Source organism: Arthrobacter sulfonylureivorans (genome assembly GCF_022637435.1).
Taxonomy (GTDB): domain Bacteria; phylum Actinomycetota; class Actinomycetes; order Actinomycetales; family Micrococcaceae; genus Crystallibacter; species Crystallibacter sulfonylureivorans.
In genome coordinates this window covers 316,895-336,480 of sequence record NZ_CP093326.1, presented here as the reverse complement: position 1 = coordinate 336,480, position 19,586 = coordinate 316,895, and the positions used below count along the sequence as shown (strand labels likewise).

Below are 19,586 nucleotides of genomic sequence, written 5' to 3'. Positions count from 1 at the left end.
GTTGCCGAAGGCGGAACAGCAGGTACTGCCGTGGCCCGAAGCCTTCGCCACAGCATGGGAAGCAGAACCCGACGAGTGAACGATGCAGGCAATTGTGCAGACACTCTCTGCACGGCTGCCTGAGTCAACTACCTGCGTGGATTATCGGCGACGAGGGAGGGAGTGTATTCCTTTAACAGTTCCGCCCAAGCTTAATTTCTGCTTTGAAAAGGGACTTTCACGGCCTGTGGATTGTTGACAGCACTACTCGCAAATTCCGCAGCAGACCGGGGAGACGCCGATTCCAAACCTGTGGATAGCGCACCATCCAACTTGGCCTTTGCCGGCTTTTCCCCGTCGCGCATACCGGTCCCCCACCGCGACAAAGATGAGCGAGGGCTTACGCAAGTGCCTGGATAACGCCGGTGCGTCGTGTTCCGGCTGCATCCGGGTTCATTACTGTCTCTATTGAGCATTCTTCATCGAGACGCCTGTCCGCACATACTCACGGTTATCGGCCCTTAAAAACGGGCAGAGGGAGTGACTGCTCAAGGGCTCCACGACCTGGAGCAGAGTGCTGGTCTGGACTCAGCGCGTGAAGGTGCGCGCCGGGGCGGCCCAGGGTTAAAAGCCGATTTGGAAGCATCGCTGGTCGCGATCTTTAGATGACCCTGGCATACTCCCTCGGCGAAATCCCATCGCGCCGCTAGTCGGACTGGTCCAGTCAATGATTGCCCCGTTATCAGGGGACCTGCAGGATCTGGGTTCAGGCGAGTTTGGTTACCTGGTAAGTGTGGCCGGCCGCACGGAGTCGTTGCATGAGCACGTTGCCGAGTGCAGTGGCCGGTGTTAGCGACCCTTTCGCAGTCGGCAGCCGGTCACCGTCGAGGGCAAGAGCGAGTGCAGTCTCCCCTGCCATCACGGCGGTGGCGGCATAGCCGGGATCGCCGGGGCCAGCAGCAATCGCCTGGTATCGGTGCCCGTTCTCGGTGCGGGCGGTTACCTGGGAGTGGAACCAGCCCGCGCGCTGCGTGCGGGTGCTCGGACCCGAACCTGGTGCCGGAAGACAGCGGTCGAGCACTCCCCGGGTCGGCGGGAACGCCATCGCGCCCGTGAATGCCCGGAGCCCGAGTGCCATTGCCCTGGCGATGACCGCTCCTGCCGGTCCGCGGGCTACCCCCATCACCTCGCCGTACTGAAGGGAGCGGCCGTAGGCCCAACCCTGCAACGCGTTGCTGCGGCGCACTGTCCGAGTGTTGACCGCGGCCATGATGAAAGGCGCGGTCCAGGTGCCGTCATCGGAACGGCGCACAGGACCGGCGTCGGGAGGCTGTTGTGTCGTCGGCTCCCGTGTGCGGTCGGGGCTCAGAGCGTAGGGGTCCGCGGCTAATGACCGCAGGGCGGTGCTCGATCGCATGGCGTCGAGCTGCCCGCGCATCGACTCGAGCGTGCCTCCGCTGATGCCACCCTTGGCCGTAGCAACGAGTTGGACCTCGACCAAACCGCCAGCGCCATCGGCTTCTGCTGCCTGATGAAGCAGCAATACAGCGAGGTCGGACGGCACGGAGTCGTAGCCGCAGGAGTGCACGATCCGGGCCCCGCTCGTCCTGGCCAGAGCGTCGTAGCGATCGATCGCCTCCCGGACGAAGGACACCTCACCCGCGAGGTCGGCGTAGTGGGTACCGGCCCGTGCGCAGGCGTCGACGACAGGTAATCCGTGTTTCGTGTATGGACCGACGGTTGTGAGGAGCACGCGCGTGCCCGCAGCCAAGGCAGCGATCGAGTCCGCGTCCTCCGAGTCGGCTTCGATGAGGGCCCATCCGTGCGCCGCGACCGGCAACTGCGACCGAACCGCCTCGAGTTTGGACCTCGACCGGCCCGCGAGTCCGACTCGCATGCCGGTCGGTGCATGCTCCGCGACGTAGCCGGCGATCAGTCGGCCAACGAAACCCGTCGCTCCGTAGAGAACGAGGTCATGTTCCCGGGATGAGTTGTCCATAACTGCAGCCTTTCACAGCGGCAACTCCAAGCTGACACACGGCTCCTTGCTTTGGTCCTCGGGTATCGTGAGTGGTCCTGCTTGGGAGACTGGCTCGCGTTCCGCGTGTTTGCCAGTTAGGGTACACCCCAACCTGACGTCAGGTGAGTGCCGGCGGCGACGTCGATTTTACGCAACGGCGTGCGGCGGGGCCGGCCGGAGCCGTACGGTATCCGGATGGAACGCTTTACAGGGTTCATCGCGGGTCTGGGCACCAGCGCGGGTCGTCGACTGGTGGTCGGGCACTGGATGGACTCCCCGCTCGGCGCCTTCACGGACGTCATGACCGAGGACCGCGACGGGCTGCGGACGCTGCTGGCTCCCCACCGGGCGGTCGCCGACTATGTGTCCGCGACCTACCGCTTCGACGACGTGGTGGTGGCGCCGCTGGACGCCAGCCTGAGCCCCGCCGGGGAACGGAGCGCGGAACCGGGGAACGAACCCGGGACCGCCGCACTGGTCCTCCGCGTTTCCGGCGGCCCGTTGGAGCTGCGCGCCGATCTGGGCCCCCTGACAGCGCTGGGCTGGATGCTGCAACTGGTCCCCGCCCGGATGGCCGTCCACCCGGCGTGGCTGACTGCCGTGAACCGCGCCGCGGGGATCCTGCTCCCGGGGGTGGCCACCGCCGGCTCCGCCGGAGGCGGACGTCGGGAGTACTATGGCGTGCGCTCCATCCGTGGCGTCGAGCGCGCCGCGGCGAGCTGGGACGGGGCTGGTCTCGGGCCCCTCGCGCCGGTGGATCCGCCCGTGCGCTTCGGCTTCAGTTCCGTCCCCCGCACGCCGCAGGCCGTGGCCGTCACGACGACGATCCTCCCCGCCCGCCGCTGAGGTGGGACGGGTGGCTGAAGGGAGTTAGTGGCGTTCGTTCCGGAGGCAACAAGACCTTCCCTTCTCAAGGTCGGGAGTTGCCCGCCCGCCAGTCTCATAAGCCGGTCCCCCATTGCGACAAAGGTTAGTCACGACCCGTCGGTCAATATCCCACACAAGTACTGCTCTTGCTGATTCGCATATACCCCGCCCCCAATATTGCCCGGCGGGGTGCCTCAACCGCTGCAGCTGCGGCGGCGGCCCGGAGACGGTCCAAACCGGTGGCCGCACGGCCGGTGTGGGCAGCAGTGAACTCATCTGCCGGCACACGCCCAGGCAGGAGCAGGACCAAGCCTGCTGAGAAGCCGGACTTCCACAAGTACTGCGCACTTGAGAAGACCGGGTTCCGCGATTCTCATCAACGTAGACGGGACGTCAGGTTTAAGCTGGCCGTTTCCATACCCATCGCAGTCCGCGTCAGAAGGCGCCTGTGTCCTCCGGCGCGGTGACGGTGCACCAGACCGCCTTCACAACATCCGGCCCCTCATTCCAGAATCGGTGCGGTAGGGCGGACTCGAAGGCAATGGTGTCCCCAGGGCCGAGTTCGTACTCGTCAAACTCCAGTTGCACGCGCAGCCGTCCGGAGAGGACGAGTCCGTATTCGCGTCCGCTGTGGCGCATGAAACTGTCCGGCTGGGTGGATCCGCTGCCGGCAGGATAGACGATTTCGCGGAAGTCCACGGGCTCACGAGTGGTGGGCGTAAGCAGCTCCCACCGGACGCCGGTGTCAAGGTTGATAGTGCGCCTCTCCGCGGCACGGGTCACGAAGCGGTCCTCGCCAGGTGTCCGGGCGATCCCCTCCATCGAGGCGACTTCGGCTACGGAGGAGCTGAACAGGTCGCTCATGCCGAGCGAGAGGACGTCTGCGATCGAGTACACCAGCGAAATGGACGGCTTCACCAGTCCGCGTTCGACCTGGGAAATGTGTCCGGCGGAGACACCCAGGCGTCGGGCCAGTTCGCGCAGGGTCATACCCTGTTCGGAACGGGCGGCCCGGATGCGGCCCCCGACGTCGCCATGGCCCTCCGACTGGGCCGGACCACGGACTTGCGGCAGAGTATCCGCGTTCTGATCCCGTGCCGGTTCAACGGTGTTTGCCTCGGCCTGAGCCACGGTTCCCTCCTCGCCCTAGTGTTTAGTGCTGTTCGCTCTACCATAACGCCCTGTTTGCCCGGGGACAGTGAGGGCCGACCGGGAAGTCATTTTATGGACTTCCCGGCCGGCCTACTGTTCTGTTTGCTAGGAAACAGGTGCCGCAAGTGCTTCTTGGAATACCGTCAGGGAGGGTTCGAAGGCCCCTCCCCCGATCCGGCCTTCCAGTCCCTGGCCCTCAATCATGCCCAGCAGCACCACGGGTGTCCGGCCGGCCTCAGCAATGCGTGAGGCCGAGACCCCGGTGCGGATCGGAAGCCGCGGATGCTCAAGCTCCATCAGCGCTTCGGGCCGCTCGAGTACCTCTGCGGGTGCAAACTCCCCGAGGCTGCCCAGCGTCAGCGGCGCGTGCCGCAGCGATGCGCCGCCGAGACCGAAGAAATCGAGGACGGCGCTGTCACCGATGGCGCCGAGGACAGGCAAGCCTTCGAACTCGGCCGGGATTGGGCCGCGGGGCGGGGTGCCGGCCACCGTTCGCCAGCGTCCGGGCTCGGCGGCTATCTGGACGCCGAAGTCAATGCCGTTTCCGCCTACGCGGGTGACGGCGTCAGAGCCTTCTGTCCCCTCTGCCGTGCGCAGGGAGAGCGCTGCGGCGGCCATCCACAGGTTCAGCGCGAACGGCAGGCACTCGGCCAGGAAGGCCTCAGCCTCCGAACGGAAGGCGGAGGCATCGTTGTGAAGCAGCTCGGACGCGACGAGCGCGCTGCCGGCCATGGTGCGGTTGTGCCCGTCGTCGCCCTGTTCGAGGGAAGCCGCGAGCAGTGGCAGCAGCGGCAGCGGCCCGCGCGCGGCCAGGCGGTCGGACAGCCACAGGGCGAACGGCCCGTGCAGCCAGTGCTGGTGGTCCACGAGTCCGGGTTCGACGACGCCCACGCGCAGGCAGTGGCGCATGCCTTCGTTCAGGACCGCGTACTGCACGCGGCCCGACTCGGCGTCGGTCACTACGTGCAACTGCATGGATGGGGAGATGACGCCGGCAAGCGGGACGAGGCAGTTGTGGTCCTGCGCCGGCTCTAAACCGACAGCGCCGGAATCGAAGAGTTCTTCCGCCGCCTCCATGGTGCTGGCCCAGCCCTCGAACAGGATGGCCTGGACCACGGAGTTGCGCACCGGCTGCGGCACGGTGTTTCGGCTGCTGAACGTTGGGCCGGCGTGCAGCAGCGTCCTTTCCGGGCAACCCGTGGCTGCGAGGACCTGAGCAAGCGGCGCCATGCCCGTCCAAACCGGTTCGGTCGCGCCAATTCTGGCCGCAGCCTGGGCGTTGGCGCTCACTGGTCCTCCACCCAAGTCTCGGAGATGGCCATGCCGGCGGACTGGCCGCGGCCGTTGAGGAAGTCCCGCTCGATCGTGGCGCCGGGAAGGCGCCGGCCGTCGACGCTGACTTCGCCGCCGCCGGCAATCCGGAACACTGCGAACATCTCGTGCAGGCCGGTGCCGGACTCCGGGCCGGGTACATCGACGGCGAACGGTTCACCGAGTTTGCGCCACGTCATGGTGACGCTGCGGCCGCCCGAGGTTGCGGTCTCGGTCCAGTCGTTACCGTCAAGGATCTGCTCGAAGGTGGCGCCATCGACGTACTCCAAGTCGTCCATAACGGGCGACGGACGGAAGAGCACGAACTTGGAGACGAAGTCGCGCACCAGGAAGCGCGCCAGTTCGACGTTGTCGGTCAGCACCAGGCGCGCAGCTCCCTGAGCGGCGCCGTCGTAGGGGTTCTCGACGACGACGGCTGCTTTCCCTGGCCCGTATTTGGAGGCGGCGATCCGGAAGTAGACGGAGAGCGAGCTCCATGCACCTTCGGTGTCGGTCTTGAGGTAAATGAATGGGTTGTCTCCGGTCCAGGCGACGACCCCGGGTCGGACGACGGGGAGATGAATAGCGGTGGTGGTCTCGGTCATGTTGGCGCTCCTCTTCGTGAGTGTTCGGTAGGCCCGGCCTGGGCTCAGGGGGCGGCGGTTTCGGGCAGCGGATGTCCTTGTGCTGCCCGCAGGTGTAGGAAGTTACTGGTCGGCGCCCAGCCGAGCTTTTCTTTGGCTCGGGCGGAGGAGAAGATTGACGCGCGGGGGTTGTTTTGGAAGAGCGCGGCGTCATGTTGCGGCACGTTTCCGCCGATCACGCGTGGGTACCAATCGAGCGTTGGTTCGGGATGGCAGGTGTCGTCGGCGCTGATGAAGAAGGTGTCGAAGCCGAGACCTTCGGCTTCGACAGCGGCGCGAAAAGCGCGGGCCAAGTCTGAGGCTTCGATGTAGTAGAACAGCCAGCGCAGCTCGGGGTTGTCAATGAACTCGGTGAACTCGGTGAGGGCCTCGGGCAGCACCACGGCCAGCGGCCGGATGCAGATCACCGACATACCCGAACCGCGCGAGACCGCCTGCCCCATGTTCTCCATGATCTGTTTGCTCAGACTGTAGGCCTGCACCGGCCGGATCTCGTGGTCTTCGTCCACCTGCAGATACTGCGGAGTCCAGTCAGGGCGCATCTCGGACAGGCCGCAGGCGGAGATGCTCGAGCAGAGCACCACCTTCTCCAACCCGTTCTCCTCCGCGGCCTGCAGTACATTCCAAGTGCCCAGCGTGTTAACCCTGATGTACTTCTCGGGCGCGGCCTTCCAGTCATAATCGATGGCGGCGAGGTGCACCACGGCATCGGCTCCCTTGAGTGCCGCGCGCACCTCGTCCAGGTCCATGACGTCGGTGGCCATGTACTCGACGTTGGCGGGCGGGCGCCCGTTCGGGCCAGCTGCAGCCGGGGCAAGGTCGGCGTTGCGCACGTCGAAGGCGCGGGCTAGTTCGTCGAGCACGTACCGGCCGACCCGGCCGGAGCCGCCGGTGACAACTACTTTCTTGGGAGACACTGTCTCTCCTTGCTTCTCGGGGCCGCACCGGCCGGGGTGTCCGGCCGGTGCGGCACTGATCGATGGGGCGGGTCAGACGCCGGCAGGTTCGGCGGCACCGACGACCTCGACGCCCCGTGCCTTGGCGTCTGCGGTGCGGTACTTGTTGATCAGCCACTCGTTGAGCCGGACCAGCACGATCTCGCTGGGCGCGTACCGGCCGCGCGGGGCGTTGCGGGAGAACATGCCCTTCTGCACTGACTCCCAGGCGTAGACGTCCTCGACCATGACCTCTTTGAGGTCCTCGACCTCCATCTTCCATTCCTCCTCGAAGGAGGGTTTCGCCAGCGTGGAGTCCGGGTAGAGCCATGTGGCAGCGAACACCGAAGTGGTTGGGCCGGTTGGCAGCCACGTGAAGTACTTGACCTTGTCAGGCATGGCGATCAGCAGCAGGTTTGGCGCCACGGTGACGTAGACGAGCCGGCGGCGCTGGTCGTCTGTCAGGTTGGGTAGCACCGGCTGCAGGTTCTTGCCGGTGCGCGTTGGGGATAGGTCCTTGTCCAGGCTCATCAAGTCGTAGGCGATTATGCCTTTTTCCGGCTCGTTGGCCAGGGAGTCGTAGTCAATGCGCTCCGAGGCGGTGTCATACATCGGGCACCAGCTCTTGGAGTGCAGGTGCGCGCAGTGGTAGCACTCGTCTCCGAAAATCTTCCAGTTGCAGTTCACCGGGAAGTAGGTCAGCGGGGAGGACGACTTCAGGTCGGAGAGGCCCCAGTTGGTTAGGTAAGAGGAGAGGTTGGAGAGCCGGTCGGCCAACGGCGGGATGTCCGGGTCGAAGGTGATGAAGACGAAGTTTTCCCAGATTTCGGAGCGGATTTCGGGCAGCTTCACCGAGGACTTCACGAAGCAGGGATTGTCGTTCAGATCTGGTGCAGACTGCAGTTCACCGTCCAGTCCGTAGACCCACGAGTGGTAGTCGCACTTGAAACGCCGGGCATTGCCACTGCCCTGTACCAGCTTCATGGCGCGGTGTCGGCACACATTTGACTGGACACGGACGGATCCGTCGGCCTGGCGCACCACCAGCAGCTGCTCTCCCAATGCGTCGACGCTAAAGTAGTCACCCTTATTGGGGATGTCGGTGGCCCGGCCGATGCAAAGCCACTCATGGCCGAACACCGCATCCATCTCGAAGTCGTAGAACTCCTGGGAGGTGAAGGTGGCCGGCGGCAGCGAAACGACCTCGTTGATGTCGCCGCAACTGGCGTCGAATTCTTCCAGGGGAATCGGGGTGAGCATGGCGTCTCCTTGAGCTTGGATGGGTATTGGGGTTCACATGGTTTTCCTATAGTGTTCTGTCAGATAGAACATAAGTCAAGACCTCGTTCTCCATAACCTTTTCCCGAGCAATGCCTGCCCGAAGCTGAAAGGAAAAACTTCATGCAGTATGTCGCCCCGAAGTCGCTCGAAAAGTCCGTCACATCCTTGGCCCGGGGAGAGAGTACCGCGATGGAGACCGTATGCTCCGCGCTCGACCGGATCGCCATGGCAGAGGCGGATCTCCATGCCTGGGTTACGGTTGATGCGGCGGGGGCGTTGGCTGCCGCAGAACAGTTGGACCGTCTGCCGATCGCCGAACGCGGCCCGCTGCATGGTGTGCCGGTAGGGGTCAAGGACATTATCGATGTGGCAGGGCTGCCGACCCGCTGCGGTTCAGTGTTGCGTAACGGGACTCCTGCGGCCGCCGACGCCGCAGTCGTGGCACTGCTGCGCCGTCTCGGGGCGGTAGTGCTCGGCAAGACCGTGACAACCGAGTTCGCGTACTTCAGTCCTGGCCCGACAGCCAATCCGCATGACCCCTCGCGGACGCCGGGGGGCTCTTCGTCGGGGTCGGCAGCCGCGGTCGCCGCCGGCATGGTCCCGTTAGCCCTGGGCACCCAGACCGCTGCCTCGGTCTCCCGGCCCGCTGCCTATTGTGGGGTAACCGGTTTCGTCACCGCGCGCGGCACCTATCCGGAGGGGGGCATTACCGGACTGAGTCCCTCGCTGGACTCACTCGGCTTCCTTACCGCGTCGGTAGCGGATATGGATTTCCTTCTCCGGGTGCTGAACAACTGCGATCCGGCAGTACCGGCCTGTCCGGCAACGGCGCCCGCACCTGTCCGGGTGCTCAGCTGGACTCCGGCCGGCTCCTTCGCTATCGAACCAGCCATGCTGGAAGCCCTTCGGACCGCCGAACAGTCCTTGGCTTCATTGGGCCACCCGGTCCTGCCGCTGGACTTCGATGTTCGCGGGGCAAGGCTGGTCGATGCCCACAGCGCGATCATGGCCTACGACGCGGTGCGGCTGCGCAGCGCCGAGGCGGCCAGTCCCGATGGGATCAGCCCGCAGCTGGCCGCCTTGTTCGAGGCCGGGCGGGCCACCGGGGACGATGAGTACACCGCCGCGCATGCGGCAGTCGCCGAAGAGCTCGCCTGGCTGCAGGAAGAGCAGGCCGGTGGTTCCGTTCTGATGGCACCTGCCGCGCAGGGACCGGCTCCGCAGGGTTTGTCCGCTACCGGATCCCCCTTGATGAGCCGGCCGTGGCAGGCGCTCGGCCTGCCGGTGCTCGTGGTCCCCGGGCTTGTTGAGCCAGCCAGCGGTATGCCCTTGGGTATCCAGTTCGCCTGCCTCCCCGGCGATGAGGAGCTCCTTTTCGCGGCCGCCGCCGGACTTGAACGGCAACTGCGTGCCGCGGCACCGTCTGGATCAGCAGCACCTGTTACCGGGTGATCCGGGACCGGGCCGTCGGCCGCTCCTCCGCCGGGCCATGCTGGCAACGCAGCGGGGCCCGGGTACCGCCGTCGGACGGTAGCCGGGCCCCGCTTGGGGCGGCCTAGAGATTGAGCACGAGTCGCGGTCCACGGGCGCGGGAGACGCATGGCATCATGGTTTCATTGGCCTCACGTTCCGCCTGTGTCAGCACCGCGTCGCGGTGGTCCGGGTCGCCCTCGAGCACCTCGGTTTCGCAGGTGCCGCAGACACCCTCGGTGCAGGACCAGTCGACGTCGGTTCCGGCCTCGCGCAGCACCTTTAAACAGGACACCCCTGCCGGGACCTGGAGCGTGCGCCCGGACTTTGCCAGCACGACTTCAAACGGTTTGTCTTCGACGCCGGCGGCCGGCGGTGCTGCGGCGAAACGTTCGCAGTGGAACGTCCAGCGGCCGGCGTCAGCGGCCATTTTGTCCAGTACGTCAAGCAGCGGGCCGGGGCCGCAGGCGTAGACATGATCGGCCGTGCCCAGCGTCGAAGTGATCGCACCCAAGTCGATGAGACCGCTCTCATCGTCGCAGTGCAGCACCACTTTGTCCGCCGGCAGCCGGCCGATTTCATCAAGCAGTGCCAGCCGCGGACGGTTGCGCGCCATATAGTAGAGCTTCCACGGCTGCCCTGCGTGCTCAACGGCATGGACCATCGGCAGAATTGGGGTGATGCCGATGCCGCCGGCGAAGAAAACATAGGCACCGGCAGGTTCGAGAGGGAAGTGGTTGCGGGGGCCGCGCACCGTGAGTTCGGTACCCTCCAACAGTTCGGCGTGTACCCGTGCCGAGCCGCCGCGGCTCTTCGGATCTTTCAGCACCCCGATTCGCCAGACGGAGCGGTCCTCTACCGCACCCCACAAGGAGTACTGGCGGCAAAGGGTCTCGCCGTCCTCGTCTTCGCCGAGGAAAAGGTCAACATGCGAGCCGGGCTCCCACTCCGGGAAGGGTTCCCCATCCAGACGGGTCAGGTCCAGCGACACAATGTCTTCACCCACTATCCGCCGCGCTGCCACACGCACACGGTAGGTTGCTTCGGGGACGGCCACTCGGCTCCGCACCGGCGCCAGGACAGCATCAGTCATCGCCACCGACTCCCTTCAGCACTTGGAGGAAGCCGTTCATCCAGGCATCCAAGTCATCGGGGACCCTGCTGGTGACAAAATTGCCGTCCACAACGACCTGTTCGTCAATCCATTTGGCTCCTGCGCCCTCGACCTCGGGACGGATGAACGGCACGCTGGTCACAGTTCGGCCCTCAAGAATACCTGCGGAGACGGCCACCCATGCGCCGTGACAGATCATGGCCACCGGCTTCCCTGCCGCGTCCATTGCCTGCAGAAATTCCAGCGCCTCCGGACTGCGTCTGACCAGATCAGGCGCGAACCCGCCGGGAACAAGCACGGCTTGGAAGTCGTCCGCCGACAGGTCTGCAAAGGCGGCCTGTGCGGCAAAAGCCCCGAAGCCTCCTTTGCCTTTCACCGGAGACCCGCTCGGCGTGGCGACGACGACCCGATCCGCCTGACCCAGCAGGCGGTAGTACGGGAAGAGGACCTCGGACTCCTCGAAATAGTCCGCAGTCAGAATCACGATCGACGTATCTTTGAGTTCCATCTGGCGTCCGTTCAGCTCAGGGGATTGAATGCCTCAAGTGTTCTGTAGATTCGAACAGCTGTCAATGTTGAACCCTAAAAGTCCTTGATACTAACGGGCAGGAGCGAGGAGTGAATCAGCGCGGGTGTTTCTACTGAATTAATTATTGGGAAAGTCTTGACACCGCGTTCGTTGTTAACGAACACTGTGATTCACCACACCTTCTTCCTTCCGAGGAGATTTCATGACACAAGACCGTCTGATGCCGGCCCCTTCCGCTGCCAACTTGGGCACTGCCGGCTATACGGCACCTAATGATGACCCAGTAATCAACGCCCATGGCGACCTCGGCGATCATGTTCCTGATGACGTCCGCCGCAAGGTCGTGCTGGCAGCGCTGGCCGGCAACTTCGTCGAATGGTACGAGTTCGCCGCCTATGGCGTCGTCGCCGCATTCATCGCCAGAGCGTTCTTTTCACCGGATGATCCGTTCGCTGCACTTCTTGGCGTGTACGCGGTCTTCGGCCTTGCGTTTGCGGCCCGTCCGATCGGTGGCATCATCATCTCCCGTTACGGCGACATCCTCGGGCGAAAAAAGGTCATGGCCTGGTGCATTATCGTCATGTCTATCGCCACAGTCGGAATCGGCGTGCTGCCCGGATATGCGGCCATCGGCGTCGCGGCACCCATTCTGCTCCTGGTTCTGCGTCTCATCCAGGGAGCCGCTGCAGGCGGAGAATGGTCCAGCGCTGTCAGCTTCGTCTTCGAACACTCCCCCTCCCGCCGGCGGGCACGGTGGATTAGCTACCTCGCCGCAAGCACCTACCCAGGATTGCTCGGCGGTACCGGACTGGGTGCCATTCTCGCCCTCACCCTCGGACAGGACGCGTTCGAGAGCTGGGGGTGGAGAATCCTGTTCCTCATCGCAGCTCCCCTTGGCCTAATCGGGATCTACGTCCGGCGGCGTGTCGATGAAAGCCCCGCCTTCGAGGCGATGCGCGAGGAGCAGGAGAAGCTGGAAATCGTCGCTTCACCGCTGAAAGAGGCTTTCCGCAACCACCGCCGCCCCATGATCGCCCTATTCCTCATCACCATCACCTACATGACGGGCATCTACACCAACAGCGCTCTGTACGTCACGTATTTGGTTCAGAACGGCTTCTCCGCCAGCGACGCCCTCAACTCCAACCTCGTCGGCCTCGTCGTCCTCACCCTCGGCGTCCTTCTATTCGGACCGCTGAGCGACAAGATCGGACGCAAACCAGTCATCATCATGGGGAACATCCTCATGGCAGCCACCATCATCCCGATGTTCTGGATGCCGGAACACTTCGGTACGGTGTGGTCGGCCATGCTTGGTGCAGGCATGTTCACGCTGGCAATCGCCCTGATCGGTGCTCCGGTCCTGACCTCGCTGCCGGAGCTGTTCCCAGTTCGGGTCCGTGCAACCGCGGGGGCCCTGCCTTACAACTTCGCCACCATCATGGCCGGCTTCGCTCCCTACATTGCAGTGGCACTGCACAGCAGCACCGGCAATGCCTTGGCATACCCCTACTACGTAATAGCCCTGGCCTGCATCAGCATCCTCGGCGCGATCTTCATCTACAAGGACCCCAGCCGCCGCAGCCGCAGGGAAATGGCAGCTCTCAAGAGGTAGCCACCTTGCCAGCATGAGCATCAGCGACTGGGAAACATGACAATAGCTATGGGGAGGAAGCTACCGCTTCCTCCCCATAGCTTTGACATCTTGTCAGAGGACGCCGTCGACCTCCAGCTCCATGCCAGGGACAACAATCGGCCCAACCACCTATCCCGTTGCGGCTTCGTCGGCGCGTAGTCATTCAGTCTGCGTCCATGCTCAGGTATCGGTAGACAGTGGCGCGGCTAGCTCCGATGATCTTGCCGATGTCCGCTGGTTTGAGGCCCTGGGCCTTCAGCTCTCGGGCTCGTTTCACCTTCGAGTCCCCGGCGGCAACTTCCCGTCGTCCGGCCCTGCGCCCGTTGGCGGCAGCTGCGGCCATGCCCGCCCTGGTCCGCTCGACGAGCTGGTCGCGTTCGAGCTGTGCGAACGCGGACATTACCGTCAGCATGGCCTTGCCCATGGCGCCGGTGGTAGTGATGCACTCGGTCAGTGAACGGAAGTGGATACCCCTCCCCTCGAGGTCGTCTATGAGGTCCAGCAGGTTGCGGGTATTGCGTCCCAACCGGTCCAGCTTCCACACCATCACTTCGTCACCTTCGCGCAGGTGCTCAAGCATCTTGTCCAGTTCAGGACGTTTGGCCCGTGTGCCGCTCACCCCAGGGTCGGTAAAGATCCGTCTGCATCCTGCGACCTTCAACGCCGTATGTTGAAGGTCAGCGTTTTGGTCCACCGTGCTGACCCTCGCATATCCGATGCTTGCCAAATATTGATGAGACGAGGAAAAATCCCCGGAAAGCGCCACACTGTACGACGGGCGGCTCGGAGAACGCACGGTCGCAACAAACGGTCCTCTGGTGAGATCCCCGTCAGGGCACATAGCTACCGGACACAAGCCAAGGAAACAACACGCCGGCTAATGACCCGCTCCCTAAAGGCAGTCAGGACACGTGGTCATGTTGCTGCCCCTTCTCGATCCCGACTTTCAGCCCGGGCGCAGCAGTTACTTTCGTGAGAGTGACCGTCGAAACATCGCTACCGGCCTCGACCCGCGCACTCGTGGGACGAGACACGCGGGATCGCTTGCCGAGTTCGGTCTGCAACAAGCCGAGCTCCCGGGTTTCGCGAACCTTGATCCCGAAACCCTTGGCCTCGTTAGGGTCTCTACTCATGGCTGCGCCGATTCCAGCACTGCGTCCACTGCTCGTTCAGCCCGACCCCTGAGTGCGCGGCCATGGCGGTGCATCCCTTCCCAGCCGATGATCTGCTCACCGCTGGCGTTCGTGGTGACGGGCATCGTGATCTTCTGGCGACTTAGTCTGTGCAGGGTCAACATGTAACCGAACCCGAACTTAAGAACGCATTGGTGTGTAAGCAGACTGGCTACGACAAACAAGGCATCTTCAGAAGCGTCATCTGAAACCGGTTCAAGCACGATGACCTCATCGGAGGCACTGAACGGAACAGGCTGGTCACCGTGAAAGATCAACGTCACCTACCCGCCAAGAAACAACGGAGTAACATCCGAGTAGTCAACGATGCTTTTGTTGGCCCTGGAGCCAGCGACAAAGGGGATGTCTCCTGATGTTCGATGCTCAGTAAAAAGCCGCTTGCCCTCGTGAGCGCAGAACAATCCTTCTTGGCGTCCGTGCCGGTCGGAACTGTCGCTGTCGCATGCAAGACTTACTTCAATACTCAACTAGAGCGGGGGAAGCATGAGGCTAACGTCTGTCGAAATCCATCGGTTCAAGAGCGTGGACGACTCAGGAAGCTTTGAATTGGAGCCGGATGTCACGGCCCTAGTGGGCAAAAACGAGTCGGGTAAGACCGCAGCCCTTCAGGCACTGTACAGGGTCAATCCCGTTGACTCTGGTTACCCCAAAAGCTTTGACGCTCTGAGGGACTATCCCCGCGGCGACTACAACGAAGACGAGGCCGATGGCAATATCGCCAAGGTAAGTCCGGTGACTGCAACGTTTTCACTTGATGAGCAAGACGAAGATGTGGTCGCCAAACAGTTCGGTGCGAAGACACTGAAGAGCAATGTGATCACCGTGAGCCGCCGGTATGACAAAGAACCGATGATCCTTTCTGTCGAAATTGATGAGCTAGCCATGGTGAGACACTTCATCTCTGCAGCGGGCATTGATGAAAAGAAATACGGAACTGGGACATCGGTTGCCACCATATTGGAACGGCTCCAGGAGGACTCTGAGGTCACGCCTGCGGCCGAACTTGGCAACAGACTCGAGTCCATGGACTTCAACGCCGAGGTCCACACCTTCCTCGCGCAGCGGGTCCCAAAATTTGTCTACTTCGACGAATGGGGCACTATCGGTGATGACATCCCCCTCAACCGCCTCCTGGAGGATGAAGAAGAGTTGTCTCCGTCGGAAAGAACGGCCCTCTCCCTCCTGAGAGTCGCCAAAGCCGATGCTGGCCGCTTCACCGAGGAGAACTACACGAGGCGCAAAGCGTCCATGGAGGGCGCTGCGAACAGCCTAACCAGGAAGCTCTTCAAATATTGGAGCCAGAACAAAGATCTTCGCGTTAACCTCGACGTTGACATGCGCCGAGTCGAGGTCGAGTCAATAACAAACAATCAGGGTCGGCAAATCGCTCAGTTCGACTTCGACCCCTACCTGAAGATAGGCGTCTTCAATAACCGGCACCAGGTTACTCTGGACATCGGACAGCGTTCGCGAGGGTTCCTCTGGTTCTTCTCATTCCTGGCCGCCTTCAGCGAGTATGCCCGCGACAAGTCGCCCAAAATCATCCTGCTGGATGAACCGGGGCTGAGTCTCCACGCAACAGCCCAAGCAGATTTGCTCCGCTACATCGAAGAGGAGCTGGCACCCCATCATCAAGTCATCTACGCAACACATTCACCGTTCATGATCGACCCCTCTCACATCGAACGATGCCGCACCGTGGAGGACCAAGAAGAAGAGGGAACTAAGATAACAGCGGACGTTCTGCGGGCCGGGCAGGAAACGATGTTTCCGCTGCTCGCTGCCATCGGCGTCGATCTGGCACAGACCCTTCTTATCGGTCCGCATCAGCTCTTGGTCGAAGGCCCGAGCGACCTCCTGTACCTGACCATCATGTCTGAGGCAGTCAAGACCAGGACCGAAAACACTGAAGCCGGCCTGGACCCAAGATGGAGCGTCGTCCCGGCCGGAGGCATAGAGAAGATGCCAGCCTTCATCAGCCTCTTCACAGGCAGCAACCTCAATATCGCCGCCATGATCGATGTTGCTGCAAAGGGCAACCAGCGCCTTGACGAAATCATTGCCAAGGGACTCATAGACCATGCTTCCATCGTTCGGCTGACTGAATTCACAGGCACCAGAGAGGCGGACATCGAAGACCTCTTCGATCGCAGTTGGTACTTGCGGCTCCTCGAAGAATCCGGCATCGGCACATTCACTCCAGACAAGCTCAACTCTGGACGGATCATGGTCCAAGTTGAACGCATTCTTGGTAAGAAGTTCGATCATTACCACCCGGCCAGCCTCCTGAGCCGCAATCCCGCCTTGGTGGACAAGCTACCGGACGAGGACATCGCGCGTTTCGCAGATCTATTCGCCCGGATCAACAGATTGCTCCCTGCGGAATAAGGACTGGGATCTTCGCCCAACTGGCTCAGGGGCAAAGGCGCCGAGAACAGCAAATACTCCAGCTGGCTAGCGGCAAAAATGAAGAGATCCCACCAATTCGACGAATTGGTGGGATCTCTTGATGGGTTATTTACCCAAAGCTTCGGCCGCCTGCGCCGAAACTAGTCCCGAGAGAATACCTGAAAGTATAGTGGCCCAAACCGATACAAACATTTCAGTAGTTGGCATCATAATGATCCCCCCTTCTATACACCCGAAGGCGCCTGCAATTGTCATTGCTGTGCAGAAAAGGACTAGCCATACCACTGTTGCCAGCAGTGGTCGGAGGATTCGAACCCCCGGACGACCGAGCACATCTATTTAGTTTTGAAATCCATAATAGAGGATATCAGAGGCTTTTAGACCTACCCACTTCCGACTTCCGCTTTCGAGTGCGGACGTGGCCCCCGCTAAGACTGATACCGCCGAGACGGGAGTACTGGACACAGGCCAACAGGTGAATTTGGCGACCATCGAACCATTCATACCGTGTTGCTTCCGAAGCGGGCGACAACGTGAGCAGGAGCGCACTCGGATCGGATACTTGGCGAAGCCTGTTATTCGACCTCGGTGTTCCCTCGCGGCAGTGATAGGACGGAAACGCCGATAACGGCGCATACGTCTGGTTGGAGCCAAAGCGCACTCGGGCCACAGATGGCAAAGCTCTAGATGACCAGTACTAGGAACGCCAGAATTCCATCGTTGACCAGTGTTCGGGCACGCCGATAGATTGCCTAGTCACGCGTTCGGTTTGGGGGAACGAATCGATGAGCTCGACCGCGCGCGGCCCAACCGCTGTTCGGTTCGATCACCCTGAGCAGGTAGGCCATCACAGCAAGGGCGTTGTACAGACCAAACAGCTGCTTTGAGGATTCCTCCTCCTGGGCTGCTTAGGAGTTGCGGACAGCGGATTAGTGGTTTCTCTACGCTGCCGTGGCCGGCTGCTGGTAACTGTGGTGGACTTCGTTCGGTCGCCGGTAATCGAGCGCCGAGTGGCGCCTGCGGCTGTTGTAGAAGCCCTCGATGTAGCGGATGACGTCCCTGCGGCACGTTCCTTCGGGGCGTACTTCGTGCGGTAGACGCCCCGCCCTCTGAGCCTGGCATCCTCTCCCGTCATCTTGGGCAAAGGTATGGCAAGGCACCGCTCACCCGACTTACCGGCCTGAAGGGTCCTGGCACCCGGGGTGGTGTTACGTCCTCTCCGCACCCCATGGTCAACGTGGGATCGCCGCCTCTGAACGGGAGCGGCGGCAGGAAGTGGGGACCTGGGCCTATGGCCCTCATCTGGGGCCCGCCGTAGACTGGGCCGAAGGGTTGACTCCGGCGGAAATTGGACGGATGGCAGCGCTGTGGATCAGTTCAGGCGCGTGCGGATAATCCGCAGGCATCCAGTTCGCCAGGAGCAACGGACCATGCAAATCACACACCGGATGATTGCATTTATCGCCGTTGCACTTCTCCTGGCGGGCTGCACCTCCGGACCTAACACTGCTGACCAGACCACAACAGCCGAAAAGACCGGGACCGCTGTCGCCACTACGGACGTCAGCGGTGGGCCCGGGACAGGAACTGCCGTGGCGCTGCCGCCGGCCTACACCGCTGTGGCCATTGTGCAGCTCGGGGAAGCCACCATGCCCTTCAAGGGAACAGACGGCAAGTTTCACGTCGTATACGACCTTCTGCTGACGAACGCCAGCGTGGCCCCGGCAACTTTGGAGCGGATCGACGTCGTCGATGAGGCCAGCCGGGCCACCGTTATTCAGTCGTTCTCGGGAAAGCAATTGGTTGATCCGGACTGTGACTACGGGGACTGCAACAGACTGCGGACCCTGCCCTCCAGCCCAGCCCCAGATACTAAGATCGCCGCGCAGGAATCCCGGGCATTGTTGGTCCACCTGTCCTTCGACAGCCTGGCCGACGCCCCGAAAATGGTCCTGCACCACGCCTACCTGCAGGCCGCCGCCAATCCAGGCACCACGGAGCCCTCGGACGTCGATTACCTGGTGACACCCGTGAACATCTCGGCCGGAACCGCCCGGGTGATTTCCCCGCCAGTCAGGGGCACCAACTGGGTGGCTCAAAACGGTTGCTGCGACGTCGGATTCCCACATATCCCGTCCCTCTCGCCCCTGAGCGGCAAGCTTTCCAACAGCCAACGCCTGGCCATCGACTGGATGCGCACCAACGACGACGGCGAGTTCGTCTCCGGAGACAAAACAAAGAACGAAAGCTACCTTGGCTACGGCCAGGAAATCCATGCCGTGGCAGATGGCACCATCTCATCAACGCTTGACACGCTTGAAGCTAACACACCCGGTGTCCTGCCAGCCAGTGACCCCGAATTGCGCAAACAAATCACCGTGGAAACCGTTGACGGAAACCACATTGTGCAGGACCTTGGCGGCGGTGTCTGGGCCATGTATGCCCACCTGCAGAAAGGGTCGCTGCTGGTCAAACCCGGTGACCAGGTCAAGGCAGGCCAGGTCATCGCCAAGCTGGGCAACACAGGAAACTCCAACGCAGCCCATCTGCATTTTCAGCTCATGAACGACCCTAGCCTGATTGGGGCCGACGCAGTTCCCTACGTCCTTGACAACTTCTCCTACGCGGGTTTTCTCAATCCGGAGTTGATGCTGGCCGCTGATGACTACATCACTGGAAAGTTCTTCGCCGACCATCTGGCAACCGTGCAACCACGCACCGACGAACTGCCCATGAGCGGAAACATCATCAACTTCCCTGGATGAGTAATTTCAAGGTGCGCGGCGTGTCGTAGGGACCAGTCACCACGGCAACGAGGCGGCATCCAGCTGAATTCATCTCGGACCTACTCTGGAACCAATGCGATACGGCCAAATCGTCGAAGGCCGATAACAACGCATATGTCGTCTCTGGGCTGCTTCCTGGCAACCTCATTAACGACCACTAACGGCGGCTATGTAGATGGCTCCCGTAGGTTCCTGTGCGAGAAGCCCCTGTGTCCGGAACTCTAGCCCGAGGTCTTCAGCAAGCCGGGCCCCCGATGCTT

At 62.4% G+C, this 19,586-nt stretch carries 16 protein-coding genes and 1 pseudogene; 5 read left to right on the top strand and 12 right to left on the bottom strand.

Annotation, left to right across the window (positions count from 1 at the left end):
- Positions 1-745 precede the first annotated feature (745 nt).
- Positions 746-1,978, bottom strand: coding sequence for a saccharopine dehydrogenase family protein (locus tag MNQ99_RS01605; protein WP_241914200.1), 1,233 nt, complete (start codon positions 1,976-1,978; stop codon positions 746-748).
- A gap of 216 nt (positions 1,979-2,194) precedes the next feature.
- On the opposite strand from MNQ99_RS01605, the gene MNQ99_RS01600 reads away from it, so the two are divergent.
- On the top strand, positions 2,195-2,845 hold the full coding sequence (locus MNQ99_RS01600) for a hypothetical protein (RefSeq protein WP_241914199.1): 651 nt from the start codon (positions 2,195-2,197) through the stop codon (positions 2,843-2,845).
- A gap of 456 nt (positions 2,846-3,301) precedes the next feature.
- Here MNQ99_RS01600 and MNQ99_RS01595 read toward each other — a convergent pair whose 3' ends face one another.
- The 5 genes from MNQ99_RS01595 to MNQ99_RS01575 all read right to left on the bottom strand — a co-directional run bounded on the left by MNQ99_RS01595 (position 3,302) and on the right by MNQ99_RS01575 (position 8,168).
- Positions 3,302-3,997, bottom strand: a complete 696-nt coding sequence (locus MNQ99_RS01595) for a helix-turn-helix domain-containing protein (RefSeq protein ID WP_241914198.1) — start codon at positions 3,995-3,997, stop codon at positions 3,302-3,304.
- Between the two features lie 126 nt (positions 3,998-4,123).
- Positions 4,124-5,308: an oxamate carbamoyltransferase subunit AllG family protein gene (locus tag MNQ99_RS01590; protein ID WP_241914197.1), complete on the bottom strand. Its 1,185-nt coding sequence runs from the start codon at positions 5,306-5,308 to the stop codon at positions 4,124-4,126.
- On the bottom strand, positions 5,305-5,934 hold the full coding sequence (locus MNQ99_RS01585; RefSeq protein WP_241914196.1) for a hypothetical protein: 630 nt from the start codon (positions 5,932-5,934) through the stop codon (positions 5,305-5,307). The genes MNQ99_RS01590 and MNQ99_RS01585 overlap by 4 nt, the downstream gene beginning before the upstream one ends.
- 44 nt (positions 5,935-5,978) lie before the next feature.
- On the bottom strand, positions 5,979-6,890 hold the full coding sequence (locus tag MNQ99_RS01580) for an NAD-dependent epimerase/dehydratase family protein (protein WP_241914195.1): 912 nt from the start codon (positions 6,888-6,890) through the stop codon (positions 5,979-5,981).
- Between the two features lie 72 nt (positions 6,891-6,962).
- Complete coding sequence (locus MNQ99_RS01575; RefSeq protein WP_241914194.1) at positions 6,963-8,168, bottom strand: aromatic ring-hydroxylating oxygenase subunit alpha; 1,206 nt, start codon at positions 8,166-8,168, stop codon at positions 6,963-6,965.
- Between the two features lie 141 nt (positions 8,169-8,309).
- Here MNQ99_RS01575 and MNQ99_RS01570 point away from each other — a divergent pair, with 141 nt between their 5' ends.
- Positions 8,310-9,641, top strand: a complete 1,332-nt coding sequence (locus MNQ99_RS01570; RefSeq protein ID WP_241914193.1) for an amidase — start codon at positions 8,310-8,312, stop codon at positions 9,639-9,641.
- A gap of 103 nt (positions 9,642-9,744) precedes the next feature.
- Here MNQ99_RS01570 and MNQ99_RS01565 read toward each other — a convergent pair whose 3' ends face one another.
- Positions 9,745-10,752 (bottom strand): PDR/VanB family oxidoreductase, encoded by a 1,008-nt coding sequence (locus MNQ99_RS01565; protein ID WP_241914192.1) that lies wholly within the window; start codon positions 10,750-10,752, stop codon positions 9,745-9,747.
- On the bottom strand, positions 10,745-11,281 hold the full coding sequence (locus MNQ99_RS01560; protein WP_241914191.1) for a type 1 glutamine amidotransferase domain-containing protein: 537 nt from the start codon (positions 11,279-11,281) through the stop codon (positions 10,745-10,747). The genes MNQ99_RS01565 and MNQ99_RS01560 overlap by 8 nt, the downstream gene beginning before the upstream one ends.
- Before the next feature lie 223 nt (positions 11,282-11,504).
- Here MNQ99_RS01560 and MNQ99_RS01555 point away from each other — a divergent pair, with 223 nt between their 5' ends.
- Positions 11,505-12,917: an MFS transporter gene (locus MNQ99_RS01555; protein ID WP_241914190.1), complete on the top strand. Its 1,413-nt coding sequence runs from the start codon at positions 11,505-11,507 to the stop codon at positions 12,915-12,917.
- Between the two features lie 184 nt (positions 12,918-13,101).
- Here MNQ99_RS01555 and MNQ99_RS01550 read toward each other — a convergent pair whose 3' ends face one another.
- The 3 genes from MNQ99_RS01550 to MNQ99_RS01540 all read right to left on the bottom strand — a co-directional run bounded on the left by MNQ99_RS01550 (position 13,102) and on the right by MNQ99_RS01540 (position 14,394).
- Entirely contained in the window at positions 13,102-13,704 is a 603-nt protein-coding gene (locus MNQ99_RS01550; RefSeq protein WP_338423125.1) for a recombinase family protein, read from the bottom strand.
- A gap of 136 nt (positions 13,705-13,840) precedes the next feature.
- Positions 13,841-14,071, bottom strand: coding sequence for a transcriptional regulator (locus tag MNQ99_RS01545; protein ID WP_241914188.1), 231 nt, complete (start codon positions 14,069-14,071; stop codon positions 13,841-13,843).
- The gene (locus MNQ99_RS01540; RefSeq protein WP_241914187.1) at positions 14,068-14,394 is read right to left on the bottom strand and encodes a restriction endonuclease subunit S; all 327 of its coding nucleotides are present in this window, start codon (positions 14,392-14,394) and stop codon (positions 14,068-14,070) included. Before MNQ99_RS01540 ends, MNQ99_RS01545 begins: the two co-directional genes overlap by 4 nt.
- Before the next feature lie 220 nt (positions 14,395-14,614).
- Here MNQ99_RS01540 and MNQ99_RS01535 point away from each other — a divergent pair, with 220 nt between their 5' ends.
- Positions 14,615-16,519: an ATP-dependent nuclease gene (locus tag MNQ99_RS01535; RefSeq protein ID WP_241914186.1), complete on the top strand. Its 1,905-nt coding sequence runs from the start codon at positions 14,615-14,617 to the stop codon at positions 16,517-16,519.
- Between the two features lie 962 nt (positions 16,520-17,481).
- Here MNQ99_RS01535 and MNQ99_RS01530 read toward each other — a convergent pair.
- Positions 17,482-17,654, bottom strand: a pseudogene (locus MNQ99_RS01530) (IS3-like element ISAar4 family transposase); the annotation flags it as partial.
- A 316-nt stretch (positions 17,655-17,970) separates the two neighbouring features.
- Here MNQ99_RS01530 and MNQ99_RS18990 point away from each other — a divergent pair.
- Positions 17,971-19,305, top strand: a complete 1,335-nt coding sequence (locus MNQ99_RS18990; protein WP_277883582.1) for a M23 family metallopeptidase — start codon at positions 17,971-17,973, stop codon at positions 19,303-19,305.
- Positions 19,306-19,586: the final 281 nt, after the last annotated feature.